Source organism: Stenotrophomonas sp. C-A, from assembly GCF_054030835.1.
In genome coordinates, this window is record NZ_CM132916.1 from 2,189,137 (window position 1) to 2,207,483 (window position 18,347).

The following is an 18,347-nucleotide window of genomic DNA, read 5'->3' on the forward strand; positions in this document are numbered from 1 at the left end:
CCAGACGCTCAGGCCGGGTCGCCATTGCGCCGGGCCTGCGCCCGTACCAGCCGATCCATGGTGCGCAGGGACTTCTCGCCGAGCTGCATGGCGGTGTCCACCCAGATCTCGGTGATCCGCATCATTTCATGCAGCGGCACCATGGTGGCGATTTCGTTGACCTCACGCATCGCTGCCCATGCGTGGGGAATGCGTCGGCTTTCCTTGATCACCTGTTCGACTGCAGCAACACCTTCGCCCACCGGCACCACGATGTCGACCAGGCCCATCTCCTTCAGCTGGCTGGCGGTGTAGAGGTTGCCTTCCAGCATGATCTTCTCGGCCAGGCGCGGGCTGATCCGCTGGCACAGGAAGGAGTAGGCGCCCATGCCCGGGAACAGGTCGAACAGCACCTCGGGCAGGCCCATCAGCACGCCTTCCTCGGCGACGATGGTATGGCAGCTGAGTGCGGCCTCGAAGCCGCCACCCAGTGCATTGCCCTGGACCAGGGCGATGCTGTGGGCACGGGTGCCCAGGCCGGCATGGAAGGCATGCACGCCGCGCACGCAGCGCTGGGCATAGTCGAGCAGGCGGGCGCGGTCGCCTTCGCGGATCAGGCGGCAGAACAGTTCGAGGTCGCCCCCCAGGTTGAACACGTCGCTGTCCGAGGCAAGAACGACATGGGGTGACAGGGCGTGCGAGGCGCTGAGGCGGTCGCCCAGGTCGCGCTGGTAGTCGACGATGTCATCGACCAGGCGCGAGGCGAAGCACGGCCGGCCCGGCTGGTTGACCAGGTTGGCGTGCATGTGGATCCAGTAGACATCCCGCTCGGGCTCCTCGGTGATACGCAGGGTAGGGTGCTGCGAGGGGTGGGTGATGATGGGGCGTACTGCGGACATGGGAGTTCTCCGTGTGACCGTCCGGCCAACCGCAGAGCGGACGGAGAGGAGTGAGGGGGCGGGCTGAACGTGCGGCGGCGACTGATTCTATGCACCCGTCGTGAACCGCCCGCAAGCGCTGTACCGGCCATGTTCCGGTAACAGAAAGACCCCGCCGTCTCCGGCGGGGTCCCTGTATTGTCCCGTTCCCCGGAAACCCTTACTGGGCGGGCGTATCACGCAGCTCGCGACGGAGAATCTTGCCGACATTGGTCTTCGGCAGCTCTTTTCGGAATTCTACGATTCTGGGGTGCTTGTAACCGGTCAGGTTTGCCCGCGCATGTTCCTTGACCATTTCCGCGGTCAGGTTCGGGTCCTTCTTCACGATCACGACCTTGACCACTTCGCCGGACTTCTCGTCCGGGACACCGACGGCGGCGACTTCCAGCACGCCCGGCATCATCGCGATGACGTCTTCGACCTCATTCGGGTACACGTTGAAGCCGGACACCAGGATCATGTCCTTCTTGCGGTCCACGATGTAGAAGAAGCCCTGTTCGTCCATCTTCGCCATGTCGCCGGTGTGCAGCCAGCCGTCGGCGTCGATGGCGGTGGCGGTTTCTTCCGGCCGCTGCCAGTAGCCCTTCATTACCTGCGGGCCCTTGATGCACAGCTCGCCCACTTCGCCCAGCGCCAGGATGTTGCCGTTGTCGTCCTTGATGCAGGCATCGGTGGACGGGATCGGCAGGCCAATGGCGCCGTTGTACTCGGGCAGGGTGAGCGGGTTGATGCAGGCTGCCGGCGAGGTCTCGGTCAGGCCGTAGGCTTCGACCAGGGTCACGCCAGTGACCTTCTTCCAGCGTTCGGCCACGGCACGTTGCACCGCCATGCCGCCGCCCAGGGTGAACTTGACCGAAGAGAAGTCGATCTCGTCGAAGCCCGGGGTGTTGAGCAGGCCGTTGAACAGCGTGTTGACGCCGGTGATGGCGGTGAAGCGGGTGCCCTTGAGCTCCTTGACGAAGCCCTTCATGTCGCGCGGGTTGGTGATCAGGTGATTGCAGCCACCGAACTTCATGAAGACCAGGCCGTTCGCGGTCAGCGCGAAGATGTGGTACAGCGGCAGGGCAGTGATGATCACTTCCTTGCCCGGCTCGATGCCCGAGGTCGACAGCCACGCCGAGGCCTGCTGCATGTTGGCGATCAGGTTGCGGTTGGTGAGCATCGCACCCTTGGCCACGCCGGTGGTACCACCGGTGTACTGCAGGAAGGCGATGTCGTCGTGGTCGATCTCGACCGGCGGAAGCGCGTGGCGGCTGCCCAGCTTGAGCGCCTGCTTGAAGCGGACGGCGCCCTTGATGTGGTAGTTGGGCACCATCTTCTTGACGTACTTCAGCACGAAGTTGACGATCGCGCCCTTGGCGCCGAGCAGGTCGCCCAGGCCGGTGGTGACCACGTGCCTGACCGGCGTGTCGGCGATGACCTGCTCGACGGTGTCGCCGAAGTTGTCGACCACCACCAGCGCACTGACGCCGGCGTCGACCAGCTGGTGCTTGAGTTCGCGCGCGGTGTACAGCGGGTTGACGTTGACCACGGTCAGTCCGGCGCGCAGCACGCCGAAGGTGGCCACCGGGTACTGCAGGCAGTTGGGCATCATCAGGGCGACGCGGTCACCCTTCTTGAGCTTGAGCTCACCCAGCAGGTAGGCGGCGAACTGGGTGACCAGCGCGTCCGTCTCACCATAGGTGAGGACCTTGCCGAAGCTGGAGTAGGCGGGACGGTCGCGGAATTTCGCGACGGAAGCGTCGAAGACCGAGGCGACCGAATGGAATTCATTGACGTCGATTTCGGCGGGAACGCCTTTCGGATAGCTCTGCAGCCAGGGACGATCCAGACTCATATTCCCCCTCCAGGAATCGTGATGTTTTAGGTTACGGCCCTGAGCGTATCGACAATGGCCGTTCATTGCAGCATACCCCGCCGTAGGGAAAACGCGAAGAGGGGTTCGCGGAGGCTGCAACGGTAGGTGCCGACCTTGGTCGGCACGGGATTGCGAGGGGCGCTGTGGAGACGTGCCCACCAAGGTGGGCACCTACCGGTTTGGGGTGTGAGTCTGCCGAAGGGTCGCTTGCGTCAGCCCTGCTTGCGCACCGGTGCACCGTTGGCCTTGTAGTACGGCGCGGTGCTGCGGGCCAGCGGGGTGCGGCCGCGGATCACGTCGGCCAGCTTCTCGGCCATCATGATGGTCGGCGCGTTGAGGTTGCCGGTCACCACTTGCGGCATGATCGAAGCATCGACGATGCGCAGGCCTTCCAGCCCGTGCACGCGGCCCTGACCGTCGACCACCGCCATCGGGTCATCGGCGTGGCCCATCTTGTTCGAGCACGACGGGTGATAGGCGGTCTCGGCATGTTCGCGGACGAACGCATCGATCTGCGCATCGGTCTGCAGCGCGCTGCCCGGGGAGATCTCGCGGCCGCTGTACGGTGCCAGTGCCGGCTGCGCGAAGATCTCGCGGGTGATGCGGATCGCCGCGCGGAACTCGCGCCAGTCCTGATCGTGCGACATGTAGTTGAACAGGATGCTCGGATGTTCGCGCGGATCCTTCGAACGTACATGGATGCGGCCGCGGCTGGGCGAGCGCATCGAACCGACGTGCATCTGGAAGCTGTGCGCCTTGATCGGGTTGGAGCCGTTGTAATTGATGGCCACCGGCAGGAAGTGGTACTGCAGGTTCGGCCAGTCGAACTCGGCGTCGCTGCGGATGAAGCCACCAGCCTCGAACTGGTTGCTGGCGCCGATGCCGGTGCCCAGGAACAGCCACTCGGCACCGATGGCCGGTTGGTTGTACAGCTTCAGTGCCGGCGCCAGCGAGACCGGCTTCTTGCACTCGTACTGCAGGTACATCTCCAGGTGATCCTGCAGGTTGGCGCCGACGCCCGGCAGGTGGTGTACCAGGTCGATATCGAGGCTGCGCAGCAGATCGGCCGGGCCGACGCCGGAGCGCTGCAGGATCTGCGGCGAGGCGATGGCGCCGCCACACAGCAGCACTTCGCGGCGCGCGGTGGCACGCTGCGGCTGGTCGTTGTGCAGCCACTGCACGCCCACCGCACGCTTGCCCGAGAACAGGATGCGGTCGGTCAGCGCGTGGGTGACGATGGTCAGGTTCGGGCGCGGCTTGGCCAGGTCCAGGTAGCCGCGGGCAGTGCTGGAGCGACGGCCCTTCGGGGTCACCGTGCGGTCCATCGGGCCGAAGCCTTCCTGCTGGTAGCCGTTGAGGTCGTCGGTGCGCGGATAGCCAGCCTGCACGCCGGCTTCGACCATCGCCGCGAACAGCTCGTTGTTGCCGGCCTTCGGCGTGGTCACGCGCAGCGGGCCCTCACCACCGTGGTAGTCGTTGGGGCCGATGTCGCGGGTTTCCGCCTTGCGGAAGTACGGCAGGCAGTCCAGGTAGGTCCAGTCTTCCAGGCCCGGCATGCTGGCCCAGTTGTCGTAGTCCATCGCGTTGCCGCGGATGTAGCACATGCCGTTGATCAGCGACGAACCGCCCAGGCCCTTGCCGCGGCCGCAGTCCATGCGGCGGTTGTTCATGAAGGGCTCGGGATCGGTCTTGTACGCCCAGTTGTAGCGCTTGCCCTGCAGCGGGAAGGCCAGTGCCGCCGGCATCTGGGTACGGAAGTCGAGCCGGTAGTCCGGGCCACCGGCTTCCAGCAGCAGCACGCTGACATCGGCATCTTCGGTGAGGCGGGTGGCCAGCACGTTGCCGGCCGAACCGGCGCCGATGATGATGTAGTCGTACTCGTTATGGGTGCTCATGGGTGTCTCCTGCAGGCCGGGGCGCGCTGCATGCAGGCGTCCCGGCGGAATGTCGGATCGGCACGATGGCCGGACGATGGGGCGCGCGCAGGGCGCGCCGGTCAGAACACGCTGGCGTAGTCGCCCAGCTCGACCTGCACCGACTTGATGCGGGTGTAGTGGCCGAGGGTGGAGATGCCGTTCTCGCGGCCGACGCCGGATTCCTTGTAGCCGCCGACCGGCATTTCGGCCGGCGATTCGCCCCAGGTGTTGATCCAGCAGATGCCGGCTTCCAGGCGGTGGATGATGCGGTGGGCGCGGCTGACGTCCTTGCTGACCACGCCGGCGGCCAGGCCGAAGGTGGTGTCGTTGGCGCGGCGCACCACTTCGTCCTCGTCGTCGTAGGCGAGGATGCTCATCACCGGCCCGAAGATCTCTTCCTTGACGATGGTCATGTCATCGCGGCAGTCGGAGAACACGGTCGGCAGCACGTAGGCGCCATTGGCCAGCGCGCCTTCGGTGGCGCGGCCGCCGCCGGTCAGCAGGCGGGCGCCTTCGGTCTTGCCGCTTTCGATGTAGCGCAGCACGTTTTCCATGTGCGGGAAGCTGGTCAGCGGGCCGAAGTTGGTCTCGGCGGCCATCGGGTCGCCGATGCGGATGCGCTTGACGCGCTCGACAACAGCGGCTTCGAACGCGGCCAGCATGCTGCGCGGCACGAACACGCGGGTACCGTTGGTGCAGACCTGGCCGGAGCTGAAGAAGTTGGCCATCACCGCGATGTCGGCGGCACGGTCCAGATCGGCGTCATCGCAGATCACCAGCGGCGACTTGCCGCCCAGCTCCATGGTCACTTCCTTCAGCGACGAGGACGCGGCGCTGGCCATGACCTTCTTGCCGGTGGCGACGCCGCCGGTGAAGGAGATCTTCTCGATCACCGGGTGCTCGGTCAGCCACTGGCCGATCTCGCGGCCCGGGCCCTGCACCACGTTGAACACGCCGGCGGGCACGCCGGCTTCCGTGTAGATCTCGGCCAGCCGGATCGCGGTCAGAGGGGTCACTTCGGACGGCTTGAACACCATCGCGTTGCCCGCGGCCAGCGCCGGGGCCGACTTCCACATGGCGATCTGGATCGGGTAGTTCCAGGCACCGATGCCGGCCACCACGCCCAGCGGCTCGCGGCGGGTGTAGAAGAAGCTCGATTCGCGCAGCGGCAGCTGGATGCCTTCGATGGCGGTGGCCAGGCCGGCGTAGTACTCGACCACGTCGGCACCGGTGACGATGTCCACGGTGGTGGTCTCGGCCAGTGCCTTGCCGGTATCCAGGGTTTCCAGGTGGGCCAGCTCGTCGTTGCGCTCGCGCAGGATTTCGACGGCGCGGCGCAGGATGCGCGAACGCTCCATGGCGGTCATCGCGGCCCACACCTTCTGGCCGTCGGCCGCGCTCTGCACGGCGCGCTCGACGTCGGCCTGGCTGGCGACCTGTACCTCGGCGATCACTTCACCGGTGGCCGGGTTGACGGTCTTGAAGGTCTTGCCGCTGGTGGCGTCGACGCGCTGGCCGTGGATGTAGAGCTGTTGGACGGGCAGGGTGGTCATGGGGCGTACTCCTTGGAAGGGGGCGGGTGCTGAAGCGCTTATAGCGCGCCAGCCTGCAACTGGAAGTCGATATAGCCGTAAGCGATGCGCCGGGACTTCTCGGCGTTGAACTGGCCGCCGACCAGGCTGCCGCGCAGCCACAGGCCGTCGATCATCGCGGCCAGGCCACGGGCGGCCAGGCGGGCTTGCGGGTGGGGCAGCAGGCGGTTGAACTGGTGGCACAGGTTGGAGAACAGGCGCTGGTCGTTGGCGCGCTGCAGCCGTGCCAGTTCCGGCTGGTGCATGCTGGCGGCCCAGAAGGTGAGCCAGACGCGCATCGCGGTGCCGTTGATCTGGCTGTCGTCGAAGTTGCCATCGACGATGGCGCGCAGCTGGTCGCGCGGGTCGTCGCCAACCTCGGCACGGTAACGGGCGACCGCGTCCTTCAGTTCGCGCAGGATCTGCCGCATTGCAGCATTGAGCAGGCCGTCCTTGTCGCCGAAGTAGTGGGCGACGATGCCGCTGGACAGCCCGGCCTTCTTCGCGATGGTGGCGACGGTCGCATCGGCCATGCCGATCTCGTCGATGGTCTGGAAAGTGGCCCGGATCAGCTGCTCGCGCCGTACCGGTTCCACGCCTTTCTTCGGCATTGTCTCTCCACGGATTGCGACCCGAAGGACCGGGCTGCCCGCCATTATGCTTTTTATTGATTGAACGTTCAATCAATAAACCCTAGGATGCGCTCGCGCCCCACGCCATGGGCCCGGTTTACCGGTCCGGCCCCGCCCATGTGCTCCCTCGGACTTGATGAGACGACCCCATGTCTTCCCTGGCTCATCCCAAGCGTTCGCCCCTGCGCTTGAACCGTTTTGTGTTCTTCAGTTCCTCGGTGTCGATTGGCATCCTCGGGCTGCTCACCGTTCTCTATCCCGAAGGCAGCGAGCACTGGCTGCAATGGGCGCAGGCCGAGGTCTCGGCGGCGTTCGGCTGGTGGTACATGCTGCTGATCGTGCTGTGCCTGGGGTTCGTGCTGTGGCTGGCGTTCTCGCCGTATGGCCGCATCCGCCTGGGCCACAACGAGGAATCACCGGCATTCGGCTACGTGGCCTGGGTGTCGATGCTGTTCTCGGCCGGCATCGGCATCGCGCTGCTGTACTACGGCGCCTACGAGCCGCTGGACCATTTCCTCAATCCGCCCGGGCAGCCTGGCGGTACCGTGGCCGCCGGCCGCGAGGCGATGGTGCTGACCTTCCTGCACTGGGGCCTGCACGGCTGGGCGCTGTATGCGCTGGTGGGCGTGGCGCTGGGCTACTTCGCCTACCGCCGCGACCTGCCGCTGGCGCTGCGCTCGGCGCTGTACCCGATCTTCGGTGAGCGCATCCATGGCCGCATCGGCGACATGGTCGATGGCTTCGGCATCCTCGCCACGCTGATCTCGATGGTCACCAACCTTGGCATCGGTGCGCTGGTGGTGCAGTCCGGCCTGGTCTACCTGTTCCACATCCCGGATACGCCGCAGGTGCTGGTGGCGATCGTGCTGGTGATGATGGTGGTGGCCACCATCGGCGTGGTTGCGGGTGTGGAAAAGGGCATTGCCTGGCTGTCCAACCTCAACGTGCGCCTGCTGTGCGGCCTGCTGCTGTTCGTGCTGGTCACCGGCCCGACCCTGCACCTGTTCGACGGCCTGATCCAGAACACCGGCGATTACCTCGGCGCGTTCGTGCGCAAGAGCTTCGACATGTACCTCAACGACCCGAAGGGCCGTGAGTGGATGGGCTCGTGGACGCTGTTCTACTGGGCGTGGTGGATTGCCTGGGCACCGTTCGTGGGCCTTTTCGTGGCGCGCATCTCGCGTGGCCGCACCATCCGCGAAGTGATCATGGGCGTGCTGCTGATCCCGCTCGGCTTCACCCTGGCCTGGCTGTCGATCTTCGGCAACACCGCCATCGACCTGGTGCTCAACCACGGCCAGGCGATCCTGGGCGACGTCGCCCAGCACGATGCGGCGATGACGCTGTTCAAGCTGCTGGAATACCTGCCCGCCGCGCCGTACGTGGCCGGTGCCGCGGTGGTGATCGGTTTCGTGCTGTTCCTGACCCCGGTTGATTCGGGCACGCTGATGATCGCCAACCTGTGCACCCGTCGTGTCGATGACGGCGTGGAGGACGGCCACGACGCGCCGATCTGGCTGCGCGTGTTCTGGGCGGCCGGCATCACCGTGGCCAGCGTCGGCCTGCTGCTGGCCGGCAACTTCAGCGCGATGCAGACGGCGGTGGTGCTGTGCGGCCTGCCGTTCTCGTTCACCCTGGCGTTCTACATGTGGGGCCTGCTGAAGGCGCTGCGCACCGATCCGGATGCGCCACGGCGGTGAGCGGGTATCCGGTGGCTATCCCGATGCCGCCGTTGATGCAGTAGAGCCAGGCCATGCCTGGCTGCGGTGAAGCAGAAAGGGCCGGATCCGCGAGGATCCGGCCCTTCTTCTTGTAGAGCCGAGCCCATGCTCGGCTGATGCTGTGGCGATGTAGCCGAGCGCAGGCTCGGCTCTACAGGTGATGCATTACTTGCTGGCCAGCTGGCGCAGCACGTACTGCAGCAGACCGCCGTGGCGGAAGTACTCGACTTCCTTCGGGGTCAGCAGCATCACCGACACCTCGAAGGTCTTCTTCGTGCCGTCGGCCTTGGTGGCGGTGACCGTGGCGCGCTTGCTGGCGCCGTCCTGCAGGCCGGTGATGTCGATCACTTCCGAGCCGTCCAGGCCCAGCGTCTGTGCGTTCTCGCCGTTGCGGAACTGCAGCGGCAGCACGCCCATGCCGACAAGGTTGGAGCGGTGGATGCGCTCGAAGCTCTCGGCGATGACCGCCTTCACCCCCAGCAGCAGGGTGCCCTTGGCCGCCCAGTCACGCGACGAGCCGGTGCCGTATTCCTTGCCGGCCAGTACCACCAGCGGCACCTTGTCGGCCTTGTACTTCATGGCCGCATCGTAGATCGCCAGCTTTTCCGGCTGGCCACCACCGGCCGGGTAGTACAGGGTGTTGCCGCCTTCCTCGCCACCGAACATCAGGTTCTTGATGCGGATGTTGGCGAAGGTGCCGCGGACCATCACGTCATCGTTGCCGCGGCGGCTGCCGTAGCTGTTGAAGTCGGCCGGCTGCACGCCGCGCTCCTGCAGGAAGCGGCCTGCCGGCGAGTCCTTCTTGATGTTGCCTGCCGGGGAAATGTGGTCGGTGGTGATCGAGTCGCCGAACAGGCCCATCACGCGTGCGCCGTGCACGTCGTCGATGCTGCCGGTCTGCATGGTCATGCCATCGAAGTAGGGCGGGTTCTTGATGTAGGTGGAGGCGTCGCTCCACGCGTACAGGTTGCCGTCCGGCGAGGCGATGGTGTTCCAGCGGGTGTCACCCTTGAACACGTCGGCGTAGTTCTGCTTGAACATCTCCGGCCCGATGGTGGCAGCGATGACGTCGCCGATTTCCTTGTTGCTCGGCCAGATGTCGCGCAGGAACACCGGCTGGCCATCGCTGCCGGTACCCAGCGGCTGGGTGGTCAGGTCGATGTCGGTGGTGCCGGCGATGGCGTAGGCGACCACCAGCGGCGGGCTGGCCAGGTAGTTCATCTTCACTTCGGGGTGCACGCGGCCCTCGAAGTTGCGGTTGCCCGACAGCACCGAGGTCACCACCAGATCACCGGCGGCGATGCCGGCGCTGACTTCGGTCGGCAGCGGGCCGGAGTTGCCGATGCAGGTGGTGCAGCCGTAGCCGACCACGTAGAAGCCGATCTTCTCCAGCTCCTTCAGCACGCCGGCCTTTTCCAGGTAGTCGGTGACCACGCGCGAGCCTGGGCCGAGCGAGGTCTTCACCCACGGCTGCCGGTTCAGGCCCTTGGCGGCCGCGTTGCGGGCCAGCAGGCCGGCACCGATCATCACCGCCGGGTTGGAGGTGTTGGTGCAGGAGGTGATGGCCGCGATCACCACCGCGCCATCCTTCAGCCGCACCTTGCGGCCTTCGATCTCGATGTCGGCGAAGCCCTTGGCCAGCTGCTCGTTGCCGACCGCGGCGCCGCCGCCTTCGTTGACGAAGGAGGAGACGTCGTCGCTGCGCTTGTCACGGTTGGCGGTCATGCCGACCAGCGCTTCGCGGTAGTTCTTCTGCACGTCTTCCAGCAGCACGCGGTCCTGCGGGCGCTTGGGGCCGGCCAGCGACGGCTTCACCGTGCCCATGTCCAGTTCCAGCGTGGTGCTGTACTGCGCATGTGCACTGTTGGCGTCGTGCCACAGACCCTGCGCCTTGGCGTAGGCTTCGACCAGATCGATCTGCTCTTCGCTGCGGCCGGACAGGCGCAGGTAGTTCAGCGATTCGGCGTCGATCGGGAAGATGCCGCAGGTGGCGCCGTATTCCGGGGCCATGTTGCCGATGGTGGCACGGTCGGCCAGTGGCAGATGCTGCAGGCCGTCACCGTAGAACTCGACGAACTTGCCGACCACGCCCAGCTTGCGCAGCATCTGGGTGACGGTCAGCACCAGGTCGGTGGCGGTGGCGCCTTCGGGCAGCTTGCCGGTCAGCTTGAAGCCGACCACCTGCGGGATCAGCATCGACGACGGCTGGCCGAGCATGGCGGCCTCCGCTTCGATGCCGCCCACGCCCCAGCCCAGCACGCCGATGCCATTGATCATCGTGGTGTGGCTGTCGGTGCCGAACACGGTGTCCGGGTAGGCCACCGCCTTGCCGTCCTTGTCCGCGGTCATCACCACGCGGGCCAGGTTCTCCAGGTTCACCTGGTGGACGATGCCGGTGTTCGGCGGCACCACCTTGAAGTTGTCGAAGGCCTTCTGGCCCCAGCGCAGGAAGCCGTAACGCTCCTGGTTGCGCTGGAATTCGATCTTGCCGTTGAGGTCCAGCGCGTCGGGCTTGCCGAACACATCGACCTGCACCGAGTGGTCGATGACCAGTTCGGAGGGGATCTGCGGGTTGATCTGCTCCGGCGAGCCGCCGAGCTTGACCACCGCGTCGCGCATCGCGGCCAGGTCGACCACGCAGGGCACGCCGGTGAAGTCCTGCAGGACCACGCGCGCCGGCATGAAGGCGATTTCGGTGTCCGGTTCGGCCGCCGGATTCCAGCGGGCCACGGCTTCGATGTGGTCCTTGCCGACGGTGATGCCGCCATCCTCGTGCCGGAGCAGGTTCTCCAGCAGGATCTTCATCGAGTAGGGCAGGTGGGAGATATCGAAGCGCTGGCCCAGCGTGGGCAGGCTGAAGTAGTCGTAGGTCTTGCCGCCGACGTTCAGCTGGCTGCGGGTGGAGAACGAATCGCTCATGCGGGGTAACTCCTTCTTGCGGATGGCTTGCACTGGCCCGCGCATGGGCGGACCTGCTTGCGGTCGCCGTGGGCCTGGCGGCCCCGGTGGTCCCAGTATGAACCCCAGACTGAATGGATTCATCCGGGCCGGGTTCCGGCCTGCGGCATCGGTTCCAGACTACAGGGGAAGGTGTATGGCGTATGTCACGTTTGTGGCCGATCCTTTGCGAGGCAAGGGCTGGCGGGGCGCCGGTCCTGTTCAGGGTGGAAGTATGCCCAGGGAAGTATGTATAATTTGTGCATACTCTGGAGGGCCTACCGATGGAAGCCACTGTTGCAGAACGCGGACAGATCACCCTGCCCAAGGCGGTGCGTGACGCCCTCGGCCTGACCAAGGGCACGCTGCTGAAGGTCGAGCTGGACGGCAGCCGCATCATCCTGCGCAAGAGTGTTGACGATGCCATTTCACGGGCGCGCGGCAAGTTCGCGCTGGACGGCTTCGAGTCATCCGACGCGGCCGTACGCGCGGTGCGTGACGAGGAGTAAGCCGTGATGATCGCCGTCGATTCGCCGGTGCTGGTCGAGCTGCTCAGCAATGGTCCGCAGGCCGATGCGGTGGAAGCCATCCTCCGGCAGAGCCTGGTCGGTGGCCGCGTGGTCGTCTGTGGCGCGACCCTGGCCGAAGTCTGCGCATCGCTGCGCGGCGGCGCCGAAGTGCTGGAAGCACTGGAAGAGATGGGCGTGCACTTCAACCCGATAGAAGCCAAGTCGGCGTTGCGCGCCGGCGAGATGCACCGCCGTCATCGCCAGCGCGGCGGCAGCCGCCGCAGCCTGGACGAATTCATGGTCGGCGCCCACGCACTGCTGCAGTGCGACGGCCTGATCACCTGGAACGACACGTTTTACCGCGACTACTTCAAGGGCCTGAAGCTGATCGTGCCGCACGCCTGAGCCCACTTTGTTATTTCAACCTACGCATTACCCGGGAGTTGTCATGTTGGAAGCCTACCGCCACCACGTCGCCGAGCGCGCTGCGCTTGGCATCCCGCCGCTGCCGCTGAGCGCGCAGCAGACGGCCGATGTCATCGAACTGCTGAAGAACCCGCCGCAGGGCGAGGCCGAGTTCCTGCTCGACCTGCTGACCCACCGCGTGCCGGCCGGCGTCGATGACGCAGCCAAGGTCAAGGCCTCGTACCTGGCCGCGATCGCGCTGGGCAGCGAGCAGAATCCGCTGATCAGCCGCGAGCGCGCCACCGAACTGCTGGGCACCATGCTCGGCGGCTACAACGTCGCCCCGCTGGTGCAGCTGCTGGACGATGCCAGCGTCGGTGCCATCGCCGCCGACGCGCTGAAGAAGACCCTGCTGGTGTTCGACGCCTTCCACGATGTGCAGGAAAAGGCCAAGGCCGGAAACGCCAACGCCCAGGCCGTGCTGCAGAGCTGGGCTGATGCCGAGTGGTTCACCAGCAACCCGGAAGTGCCGCAGAGCCTGACCGTCACCGTGTTCAAGGTGCCGGGCGAAACCAATACCGACGACCTGTCGCCGGCGCCGGACGCGACCACCCGCCCGGACATCCCGATGCACGCCCTGGCGATGCTGAAGAACAAGCGCGACGACGCGCCGTTCACCCCGGAAGAGGACGGCAAGCGCGGCCCGATCCAGCAGATCCTGGACCTGAAGGACAAGGGTCACCTGGTCGCCTACGTCGGCGACGTGGTCGGCACCGGTTCTTCGCGCAAGTCGGCCACCAACAGCGTGCTGTGGTGGACCGGTGATGACATTCCGTTCATTCCGAACAAGCGTGCCGGTGGCGTCTGCCTGGGTTCGAAGATCGCCCCGATCTTCTACAACACCATGGAAGATGCCGGCGCACTGCCGATCGAGCTGGATGTGTCGAAGATGGAGCACGGCGATGTGGTCGAGCTGCGTCCGTACGAAGGCAAGGCGCTGAAGAACGGTGAAGTGATCGCCGAGTTCCAGGTCAAGTCCGACGTGCTGTTCGACGAAGTGCGCGCCGGCGGCCGCATTCCGCTGATCATCGGCCGTGGCCTGACCGGCAAGGCGCGCGAAGCGCTGGGCCTGGCTCCGACCGACCTGTTCCGCCTGCCGGTGCAGCCGGTCGACACCGGCAAGGGCTTCTCGCTGGCGCAGAAGATGGTCGGCCGCGCCTGTGGCCTGCCGGAAGGCCAGGGCATGCGCCCGGGCACCTACTGCGAACCGAAGATGACCTCGGTCGGCTCGCAGGACACCACCGGCCCGATGACCCGCGACGAGCTGAAGGACCTGGCCTGCCTGGGCTTCTCGGCCGACCTGGTGATGCAGTCGTTCTGCCACACCGCCGCCTATCCGAAGCCGGTGGACGTGAAGACCCACCACACCCTGCCGGAGTTCATCTCCACCCGCGGCGGCGTCTCGCTGCGCCCGGGCGACGGTGTGATCCACAGCTGGCTCAACCGCATGCTGCTGCCGGACACCGTCGGTACCGGCGGTGACTCGCATACCCGTTTCCCGGTGGGCATTTCGTTCCCGGCCGGTTCGGGCCTGGTCGCCTTCGCCGCGGCCACCGGCGTGATGCCGCTGGATATGCCGGAGTCGGTGCTGGTGCGCTTCAAAGGCAAGATGCAGCCGGGCGTGACCCTGCGTGACCTGGTCAACGCGATTCCGCTGTACGCGATCAAGTCGGGCCTGCTGACCGTGGCCAAGGCTGGCAAGAAGAACATCTTCTCCGGCCGTATCCTGGAAATCGAAGGCCTGCCGGAGCTGAAGGTCGAGCAGGCGTTCGAACTGTCCGATGCCTCGGCCGAGCGTTCGGCGGCCGGTTGCTCGGTGCGCCTGAACAAGGAACCGATCATCGAGTACCTCACCAGCAACATCACGCTGCTGAAGTGGATGATCGCCGAGGGCTACCAGGATCCGCGTTCGCTGCAGCGTCGTATCGAAAAGATGGAAGCGTGGCTGGCCAACCCGCAGCTGCTGGAGCCGGATGCGGACGCCGAATACGCTGCCGTCATCGAGATCGACCTGGCCGACATCCACGAGCCGATCGTGGCCTGCCCGAACGATCCGGACGACGTGAAGACCCTGTCCGAAGTCGCTGGCGCCAAGATCGACGAAGTGTTCATCGGTTCGTGCATGACCAACATCGGTCACTTCCGTGCCGCTGCGAAGCTGCTGGAAGGCAAGCGTGACCTGCCGACCCGCCTGTGGGTGGCCCCGCCGACCAAGATGGATGCCTCGGAGCTGACCAAGGAAGGCGTGTACGGCACCTTCGGTGCCACCGGCGCACGCATGGAAATGCCGGGCTGCTCGCTGTGCATGGGCAACCAGGCGCAGATCCGCGAAGGCTCCACCGCGATGTCGACCTCGACCCGCAACTTCCCGAACCGCCTGGGCCGCAACACGAACGTGTACCTGGGTTCGGCCGAGCTGGCCGCGATCTGCTCGCGCCTGGGCCGCATCCCGACCAAGGAAGAGTACATGGCCGATGTGGGCGTGATCGCCGCCAGCGGCGCGGAGATCTACCGCTACATGAACTTCGACCAGATCGAGGAATACCAGGACGTGGCCAAGACGGTCGCTGCCTGATGCGGTAGTGCCGGCCGCTGGCCGGCATCTCGTTGAAATGAAAAACCCCCGGTGAGAGCCGGGGGTTTTTGTCTGCTGCATCCGCTATTGCACGGTCCAGTCTGCGTTGCCCTGCAACCGACGGCCGCCGATCAGCACGTTGCCGCGCTTACCGGAGACATCCATCTCGAACCAGGGCAGTCCATCACGGTCAAGTGGACGCACGTAGGCCTGGCGCTTTGCACGGTTGAATTCGATGTAGTAGCGGCGATGCACGTTGGGGTACGTCGGGATCGACGCGCCTTTCCAGCTGACGCTTACCGCGCCGGGGTCTTCGCGACCCACCAGCATCAGCATGAAGAACACATCACCCTGCTTGGCCTCGAAGTAGAACAGATCGCCACTGGCGCTGGCGGGTGCCAGTGGCAATGAAAGCAGTACGGCCGCCAGGGCGGCCTTCCATATGCCTTTGATCATGTGCAGCATTCCTTGTGCAATACCGCTATCAAAGCACACATGCGGGTAGCGCGTTGAAACGAAGAACCCCGATGAAAGCCGGCACCTTTTCTTGTTGCATGATGGCCTGTAGCGCCGAGTCCATGCTTGGCTGCTGTTCGTGCGATGCGCGATGAGTCGAGCGCGGCTCGACTCTACAAAGGCATCCACGCATGGCGTGGATCTACTGCCCGCGGAGTCCTTGAGCCGGGGCGCGCTATCAGCCGCGAGCGAGCGCCAGCAGCCGCTCGGCAATCCGTTCCAGCGGTACCTGTTCCTCGGCGGCGCCGAGCTTGAAGGCGGCACCAGGCATGCCCCAGACCACGCTGGTGGCTTCGTCCTGCACCAGCGTCGGGGCGCCGGCCTGGCGCATTTCCAGCAGGCCGCGTGCGCCGTCGTCACCCATGCCGGTGAGGATGGCACCGATGGCATTGCCACCCGCACTCTGCGCGACCGAGCGGAACAGCACGTCCACCGCTGGCTTGTGCCGGTTCACTGCCGGGCCGTCGTCGACCCGGCAGCGCCAGCGTGCACCGTCACGGATGATCCGCAGGTGCTTGCCGCCCGGCGGCAGGTAGGCGTGGCCGGGCAGCACCGCTTCGCCATCGCTGGCTTCGCGAACGGCCATGGCCGAGTGGCGGTCCAGGCGTTCGGCGAAGGCACTGCTGAAGCTGGCCGGCAGGTGCTGGGTCATCACCACGGCTGGGCCATCGGCGGGCATGCCTTCCAACACCACGCGCAGGGCTTCGGTGCCACCGGCCGACGAGCCGATCGCGATCAGGCGGTCGGTGGTGCGGAACTGCGGTGAGGCAGGACGCATCGAGGGGGCTGTGTCCAGCGTGAGCTTCGGGACTGCAGCGCGCACCAGCGGACGTACCCGCGAGCGCGCCGCCATCTTGACCTTGGCGATGATCTCGTCGGCGTAGGCCTGCAGGCCGCGCGCCACGTCCAGCTTCGGCTTGGAGACGAAATCCACCGCACCCAGCGCCAGTGCCTGCAGGGTGGTGTCGGCGCCGCGCTCGGTCAGCGAAGAGATCATGACCACCGGCAACGGGTGCAGGCGCATCAGGTTTTCCAGGAACGCCAGCCCGTCCATGCGCGGCATTTCCACGTCCAGGGTGATCACGTCCGGGGCCAGTCGCTTGATCTTTTCACGGGCCAGCAGCGGGTCGGCGGCGGTGCCGACCACGTCGATGGCCGGATCGCTGGACAGGATTTCCGTGAGCATCTGCCGCACGACGGCGGAGTCGTCGACGATCAGGACCCGGCAGGGGGCGTTGCCGGTCAAGGTCATTCGAACAGCTCCACGCCGCCGGTGACAGGGGCCTTGGACAGGCGCGCACGCACGGCCGATTCGGTTGCGGCGACTTCGGCTTCATGGGCATGCGGCAGGCGCTGCACGACTACGCGGCCGGTATCGGCGAAGAACCAGATCTTGCGCGGATGGATGCCGCACAGGTCCTCGGCGATGATCGGAATATGCTCGGCCTGCAGGTATTGGCGCACGAACTCGGCGTTGCGCGTGCCGACCGGGTTGCTGGTGAAGCCCTTGAGCACGTTGGCGCCGCCGAACACCTTGGCTTCGATGCGCTTGCGGTGGGCGCCGCGCTTGAGCATGTCGTTGATCAGCAGTTCCATCGCGTAGCTGCCGTAACGCGCGGGCGCGCCGTCGCCGGCATTGCCCTCGGGCAGCAGGAAGTGGTTCATGCCGCCGATCTTCAGCACCGGGTCGCGCAGGCAGGCCGCCACGCAGGAACCCAGCGTGGTGGTCAGCGCGGTGGTGTCGTCCACCACCAGGTACTGGGTCGGCAGCAGCTTGGCCGCGATGGTCTGGAAGCGCGCATCCTGGTAGCGCATCACATCGTCGGTACGCAGCGAGGCGTTCATGCGCCGGCCTTTGCTGCACGGCGATACAGCGTACGGCCGCAGGGCTGGATCAGGTCGGCGGCGTGCAGGTAGTTCTCCGAGTGCCCGGTGTAGAGCAGCCCGTCGTCGGCCAGGTGCTGCACCAGGCGGCCGAGGATGGCACGCTGGGTCGGCTTGTCGAAATAGATCATCACATTGCGGCAGAACAGCGCGTCGAATGGTCCGCCGACGTCGTAGCGCGGGGCGAGCAGATTCAATGGGCGGAACTCGATCAGCTCGCGCAGTGCCGGCAGCACACGGCACTGGCCCTCATTGGGGCCGCTGCCACGCTGGAAATAGCGGCGGCGCAGGTCCGGGTCGAGATTGGTGACGCGGTCGATGTTGTAGACGCCACGGCCGGCGGTGGCCAGCACCTGGGTATCGACGTCGGTGGCGATGATGCGTACCGGCGGCTTCAGGGTGCCGAAGGCCTCGCAGGCGGTGATCGCCATCGAGTAGGGCTCTTCACCGGTGGACGCCGCGCATGACCACAGCAGCAGCGGCGTGCGGCTGGAGCGCTGCTGCAGCTCCTCGCGCAGCTTGTCGAAGTGGTGCGGTTCGCGGAAGAACGAGGTCAGGTTGGTGGTCAGCGCGTTGGTGAACGCCTGCCACTCGTCGCCGTCTTCCTGTTCCAGATGGTCCAGGTACTGCTGGAAGCTGCGCATGCCCAGCGTGCGCAGGCGGCGCGACAGGCGGCCATAAACCATGTCGCGCTTTGCCGGGGCAAGGGCGATGCCCACGCGCTGGTAGATCAAGTCGCAGACGCGGCGGAAATCACGGTCGGCGAACTCGAATTCGCGCGGGCCGGTGACGATGGGAGTAGGACTTTGCACGGGGGACGTGTCCATCGGCAGAGGCGGCGGCCGA

Annotated in this window: 14 protein-coding genes; 4 read left to right on the forward strand and 10 right to left on the reverse strand. The window is 66.0% G+C overall.

Features of this window, described 5'->3' with window-relative positions; genetic code table 11:
- Positions 1-8: 8 nt before the first annotated feature.
- From ACW5IY_RS10380 to betI, 5 genes are all read right to left on the reverse strand, one after another.
- Positions 9-878: a crotonase/enoyl-CoA hydratase family protein gene (locus ACW5IY_RS10380; protein ID WP_049435021.1), complete on the reverse strand. Its 870-nt coding sequence runs from the start codon at positions 876-878 to the stop codon at positions 9-11.
- Between the two features lie 199 nt (positions 879-1,077).
- Positions 1,078-2,754 (reverse strand): long-chain fatty acid--CoA ligase, encoded by a 1,677-nt coding sequence (locus ACW5IY_RS10385; RefSeq protein WP_049435022.1) that lies wholly within the window; start codon positions 2,752-2,754, stop codon positions 1,078-1,080.
- Positions 2,755-2,987: 233 nt separating this feature from the next.
- Complete coding sequence (gene betA / locus ACW5IY_RS10390; RefSeq protein WP_014037074.1) at positions 2,988-4,670, reverse strand: choline dehydrogenase; 1,683 nt, start codon at positions 4,668-4,670, stop codon at positions 2,988-2,990.
- A 101-nt stretch (positions 4,671-4,771) separates the two neighbouring features.
- Positions 4,772-6,244 carry a betaine-aldehyde dehydrogenase gene (gene betB / locus ACW5IY_RS10395; protein WP_049435023.1) on the reverse strand — a complete coding sequence of 491 codons (1,473 nt, stop codon included), beginning with the start codon at positions 6,242-6,244 and terminating at the stop codon, positions 4,772-4,774.
- Between the two features lie 38 nt (positions 6,245-6,282).
- Positions 6,283-6,873, reverse strand: coding sequence for a transcriptional regulator BetI (gene betI, locus ACW5IY_RS10400; protein ID WP_049435024.1), 591 nt, complete (start codon positions 6,871-6,873; stop codon positions 6,283-6,285).
- 170 nt (positions 6,874-7,043) lie between these two features.
- On the opposite strand from betI, the gene ACW5IY_RS10405 reads away from it, so the two are divergent.
- Positions 7,044-8,594 carry a BCCT family transporter gene (locus ACW5IY_RS10405; RefSeq protein ID WP_014037077.1) on the forward strand — a complete coding sequence of 517 codons (1,551 nt, stop codon included), beginning with the start codon at positions 7,044-7,046 and terminating at the stop codon, positions 8,592-8,594.
- A 186-nt stretch (positions 8,595-8,780) separates the two neighbouring features.
- On the opposite strand, the gene acnA is transcribed toward ACW5IY_RS10405, so the two are convergent.
- Positions 8,781-11,534 carry an aconitate hydratase AcnA gene (gene acnA / locus ACW5IY_RS10410; RefSeq protein WP_049435025.1) on the reverse strand — a complete coding sequence of 918 codons (2,754 nt, stop codon included), beginning with the start codon at positions 11,532-11,534 and terminating at the stop codon, positions 8,781-8,783.
- A 302-nt stretch (positions 11,535-11,836) separates the two neighbouring features.
- Here acnA and ACW5IY_RS10415 point away from each other — a divergent pair, with 302 nt between their 5' ends.
- The 3 genes from ACW5IY_RS10415 to acnB are packed head-to-tail and all read left to right on the forward strand — an operon-like array spanning position 11,837 to position 15,101.
- Positions 11,837-12,061: an AbrB/MazE/SpoVT family DNA-binding domain-containing protein gene (locus ACW5IY_RS10415; protein WP_005409505.1), complete on the forward strand. Its 225-nt coding sequence runs from the start codon at positions 11,837-11,839 to the stop codon at positions 12,059-12,061.
- A gap of 6 nt (positions 12,062-12,067) precedes the next feature.
- A complete protein-coding gene (locus ACW5IY_RS10420; protein WP_049435026.1) occupies positions 12,068-12,466 on the forward strand; it encodes a type II toxin-antitoxin system VapC family toxin in 399 nt (132 codons plus the stop codon).
- 43 nt (positions 12,467-12,509) lie between these two features.
- On the forward strand, positions 12,510-15,101 hold the full coding sequence (gene acnB, locus ACW5IY_RS10425; RefSeq protein ID WP_049435027.1) for a bifunctional aconitate hydratase 2/2-methylisocitrate dehydratase: 2,592 nt from the start codon (positions 12,510-12,512) through the stop codon (positions 15,099-15,101).
- Between the two features lie 84 nt (positions 15,102-15,185).
- Here acnB and ACW5IY_RS10430 read toward each other — a convergent pair whose 3' ends face one another.
- The 4 genes from ACW5IY_RS10430 to ACW5IY_RS10445 form a co-directional block, all read right to left on the reverse strand.
- Positions 15,186-15,557 (reverse strand): hypothetical protein, encoded by a 372-nt coding sequence (locus tag ACW5IY_RS10430; RefSeq protein WP_197579978.1) that lies wholly within the window; start codon positions 15,555-15,557, stop codon positions 15,186-15,188.
- 238 nt (positions 15,558-15,795) lie between these two features.
- Positions 15,796-16,869, reverse strand: coding sequence for a protein-glutamate methylesterase/protein-glutamine glutaminase (locus ACW5IY_RS10435; RefSeq protein ID WP_152906239.1), 1,074 nt, complete (start codon positions 16,867-16,869; stop codon positions 15,796-15,798).
- Complete coding sequence (gene cheD / locus ACW5IY_RS10440; RefSeq protein WP_014037083.1) at positions 16,866-17,462, reverse strand: chemoreceptor glutamine deamidase CheD; 597 nt, start codon at positions 17,460-17,462, stop codon at positions 16,866-16,868. Before cheD ends, ACW5IY_RS10435 begins: the two co-directional genes overlap by 4 nt.
- On the reverse strand, positions 17,459-18,328 hold the full coding sequence (locus ACW5IY_RS10445) for a CheR family methyltransferase (protein WP_049435029.1): 870 nt from the start codon (positions 18,326-18,328) through the stop codon (positions 17,459-17,461). Before ACW5IY_RS10445 ends, cheD begins: the two co-directional genes overlap by 4 nt.
- Positions 18,329-18,347 lie beyond the last annotated feature (19 nt).

Coding starts and splice junctions, on each gene's coding strand:
- ACW5IY_RS10405 (WP_014037077.1), top strand. CDS start 7,044: ATGTCTTCCCTGGCTCATCCCAAGCGTTCGCCCCTGCGCTTGAACCGT.
- ACW5IY_RS10380 (WP_049435021.1), bottom strand. CDS start 878: ATGTCCGCAGTACGCCCCATCATCACCCACCCCTCGCAGCACCCTACC.
- cheD (WP_014037083.1), bottom strand. CDS start 17,462: ATGAACGCCTCGCTGCGTACCGACGATGTGATGCGCTACCAGGATGCG.
- ACW5IY_RS10430 (WP_197579978.1), bottom strand. CDS start 15,557: ATGATCAAAGGCATATGGAAGGCCGCCCTGGCGGCCGTACTGCTTTCA.
- betI (WP_049435024.1), bottom strand. CDS start 6,873: ATGCCGAAGAAAGGCGTGGAACCGGTACGGCGCGAGCAGCTGATCCGG.
- acnA (WP_049435025.1), bottom strand. CDS start 11,534: ATGAGCGATTCGTTCTCCACCCGCAGCCAGCTGAACGTCGGCGGCAAG.
- ACW5IY_RS10435 (WP_152906239.1), bottom strand. CDS start 16,869: ATGACCTTGACCGGCAACGCCCCCTGCCGGGTCCTGATCGTCGACGAC.
- betB (WP_049435023.1), bottom strand. CDS start 6,244: ATGACCACCCTGCCCGTCCAACAGCTCTACATCCACGGCCAGCGCGTC.
- ACW5IY_RS10385 (WP_049435022.1), bottom strand. CDS start 2,754: ATGAGTCTGGATCGTCCCTGGCTGCAGAGCTATCCGAAAGGCGTTCCC.
- acnB (WP_049435027.1), top strand. CDS start 12,510: ATGTTGGAAGCCTACCGCCACCACGTCGCCGAGCGCGCTGCGCTTGGC.
- betA (WP_014037074.1), bottom strand. CDS start 4,670: ATGAGCACCCATAACGAGTACGACTACATCATCATCGGCGCCGGTTCG.
- ACW5IY_RS10445 (WP_049435029.1), bottom strand. CDS start 18,328: ATGGACACGTCCCCCGTGCAAAGTCCTACTCCCATCGTCACCGGCCCG.
- ACW5IY_RS10415 (WP_005409505.1), top strand. CDS start 11,837: ATGGAAGCCACTGTTGCAGAACGCGGACAGATCACCCTGCCCAAGGCG.
- ACW5IY_RS10420 (WP_049435026.1), top strand. CDS start 12,068: ATGATCGCCGTCGATTCGCCGGTGCTGGTCGAGCTGCTCAGCAATGGT.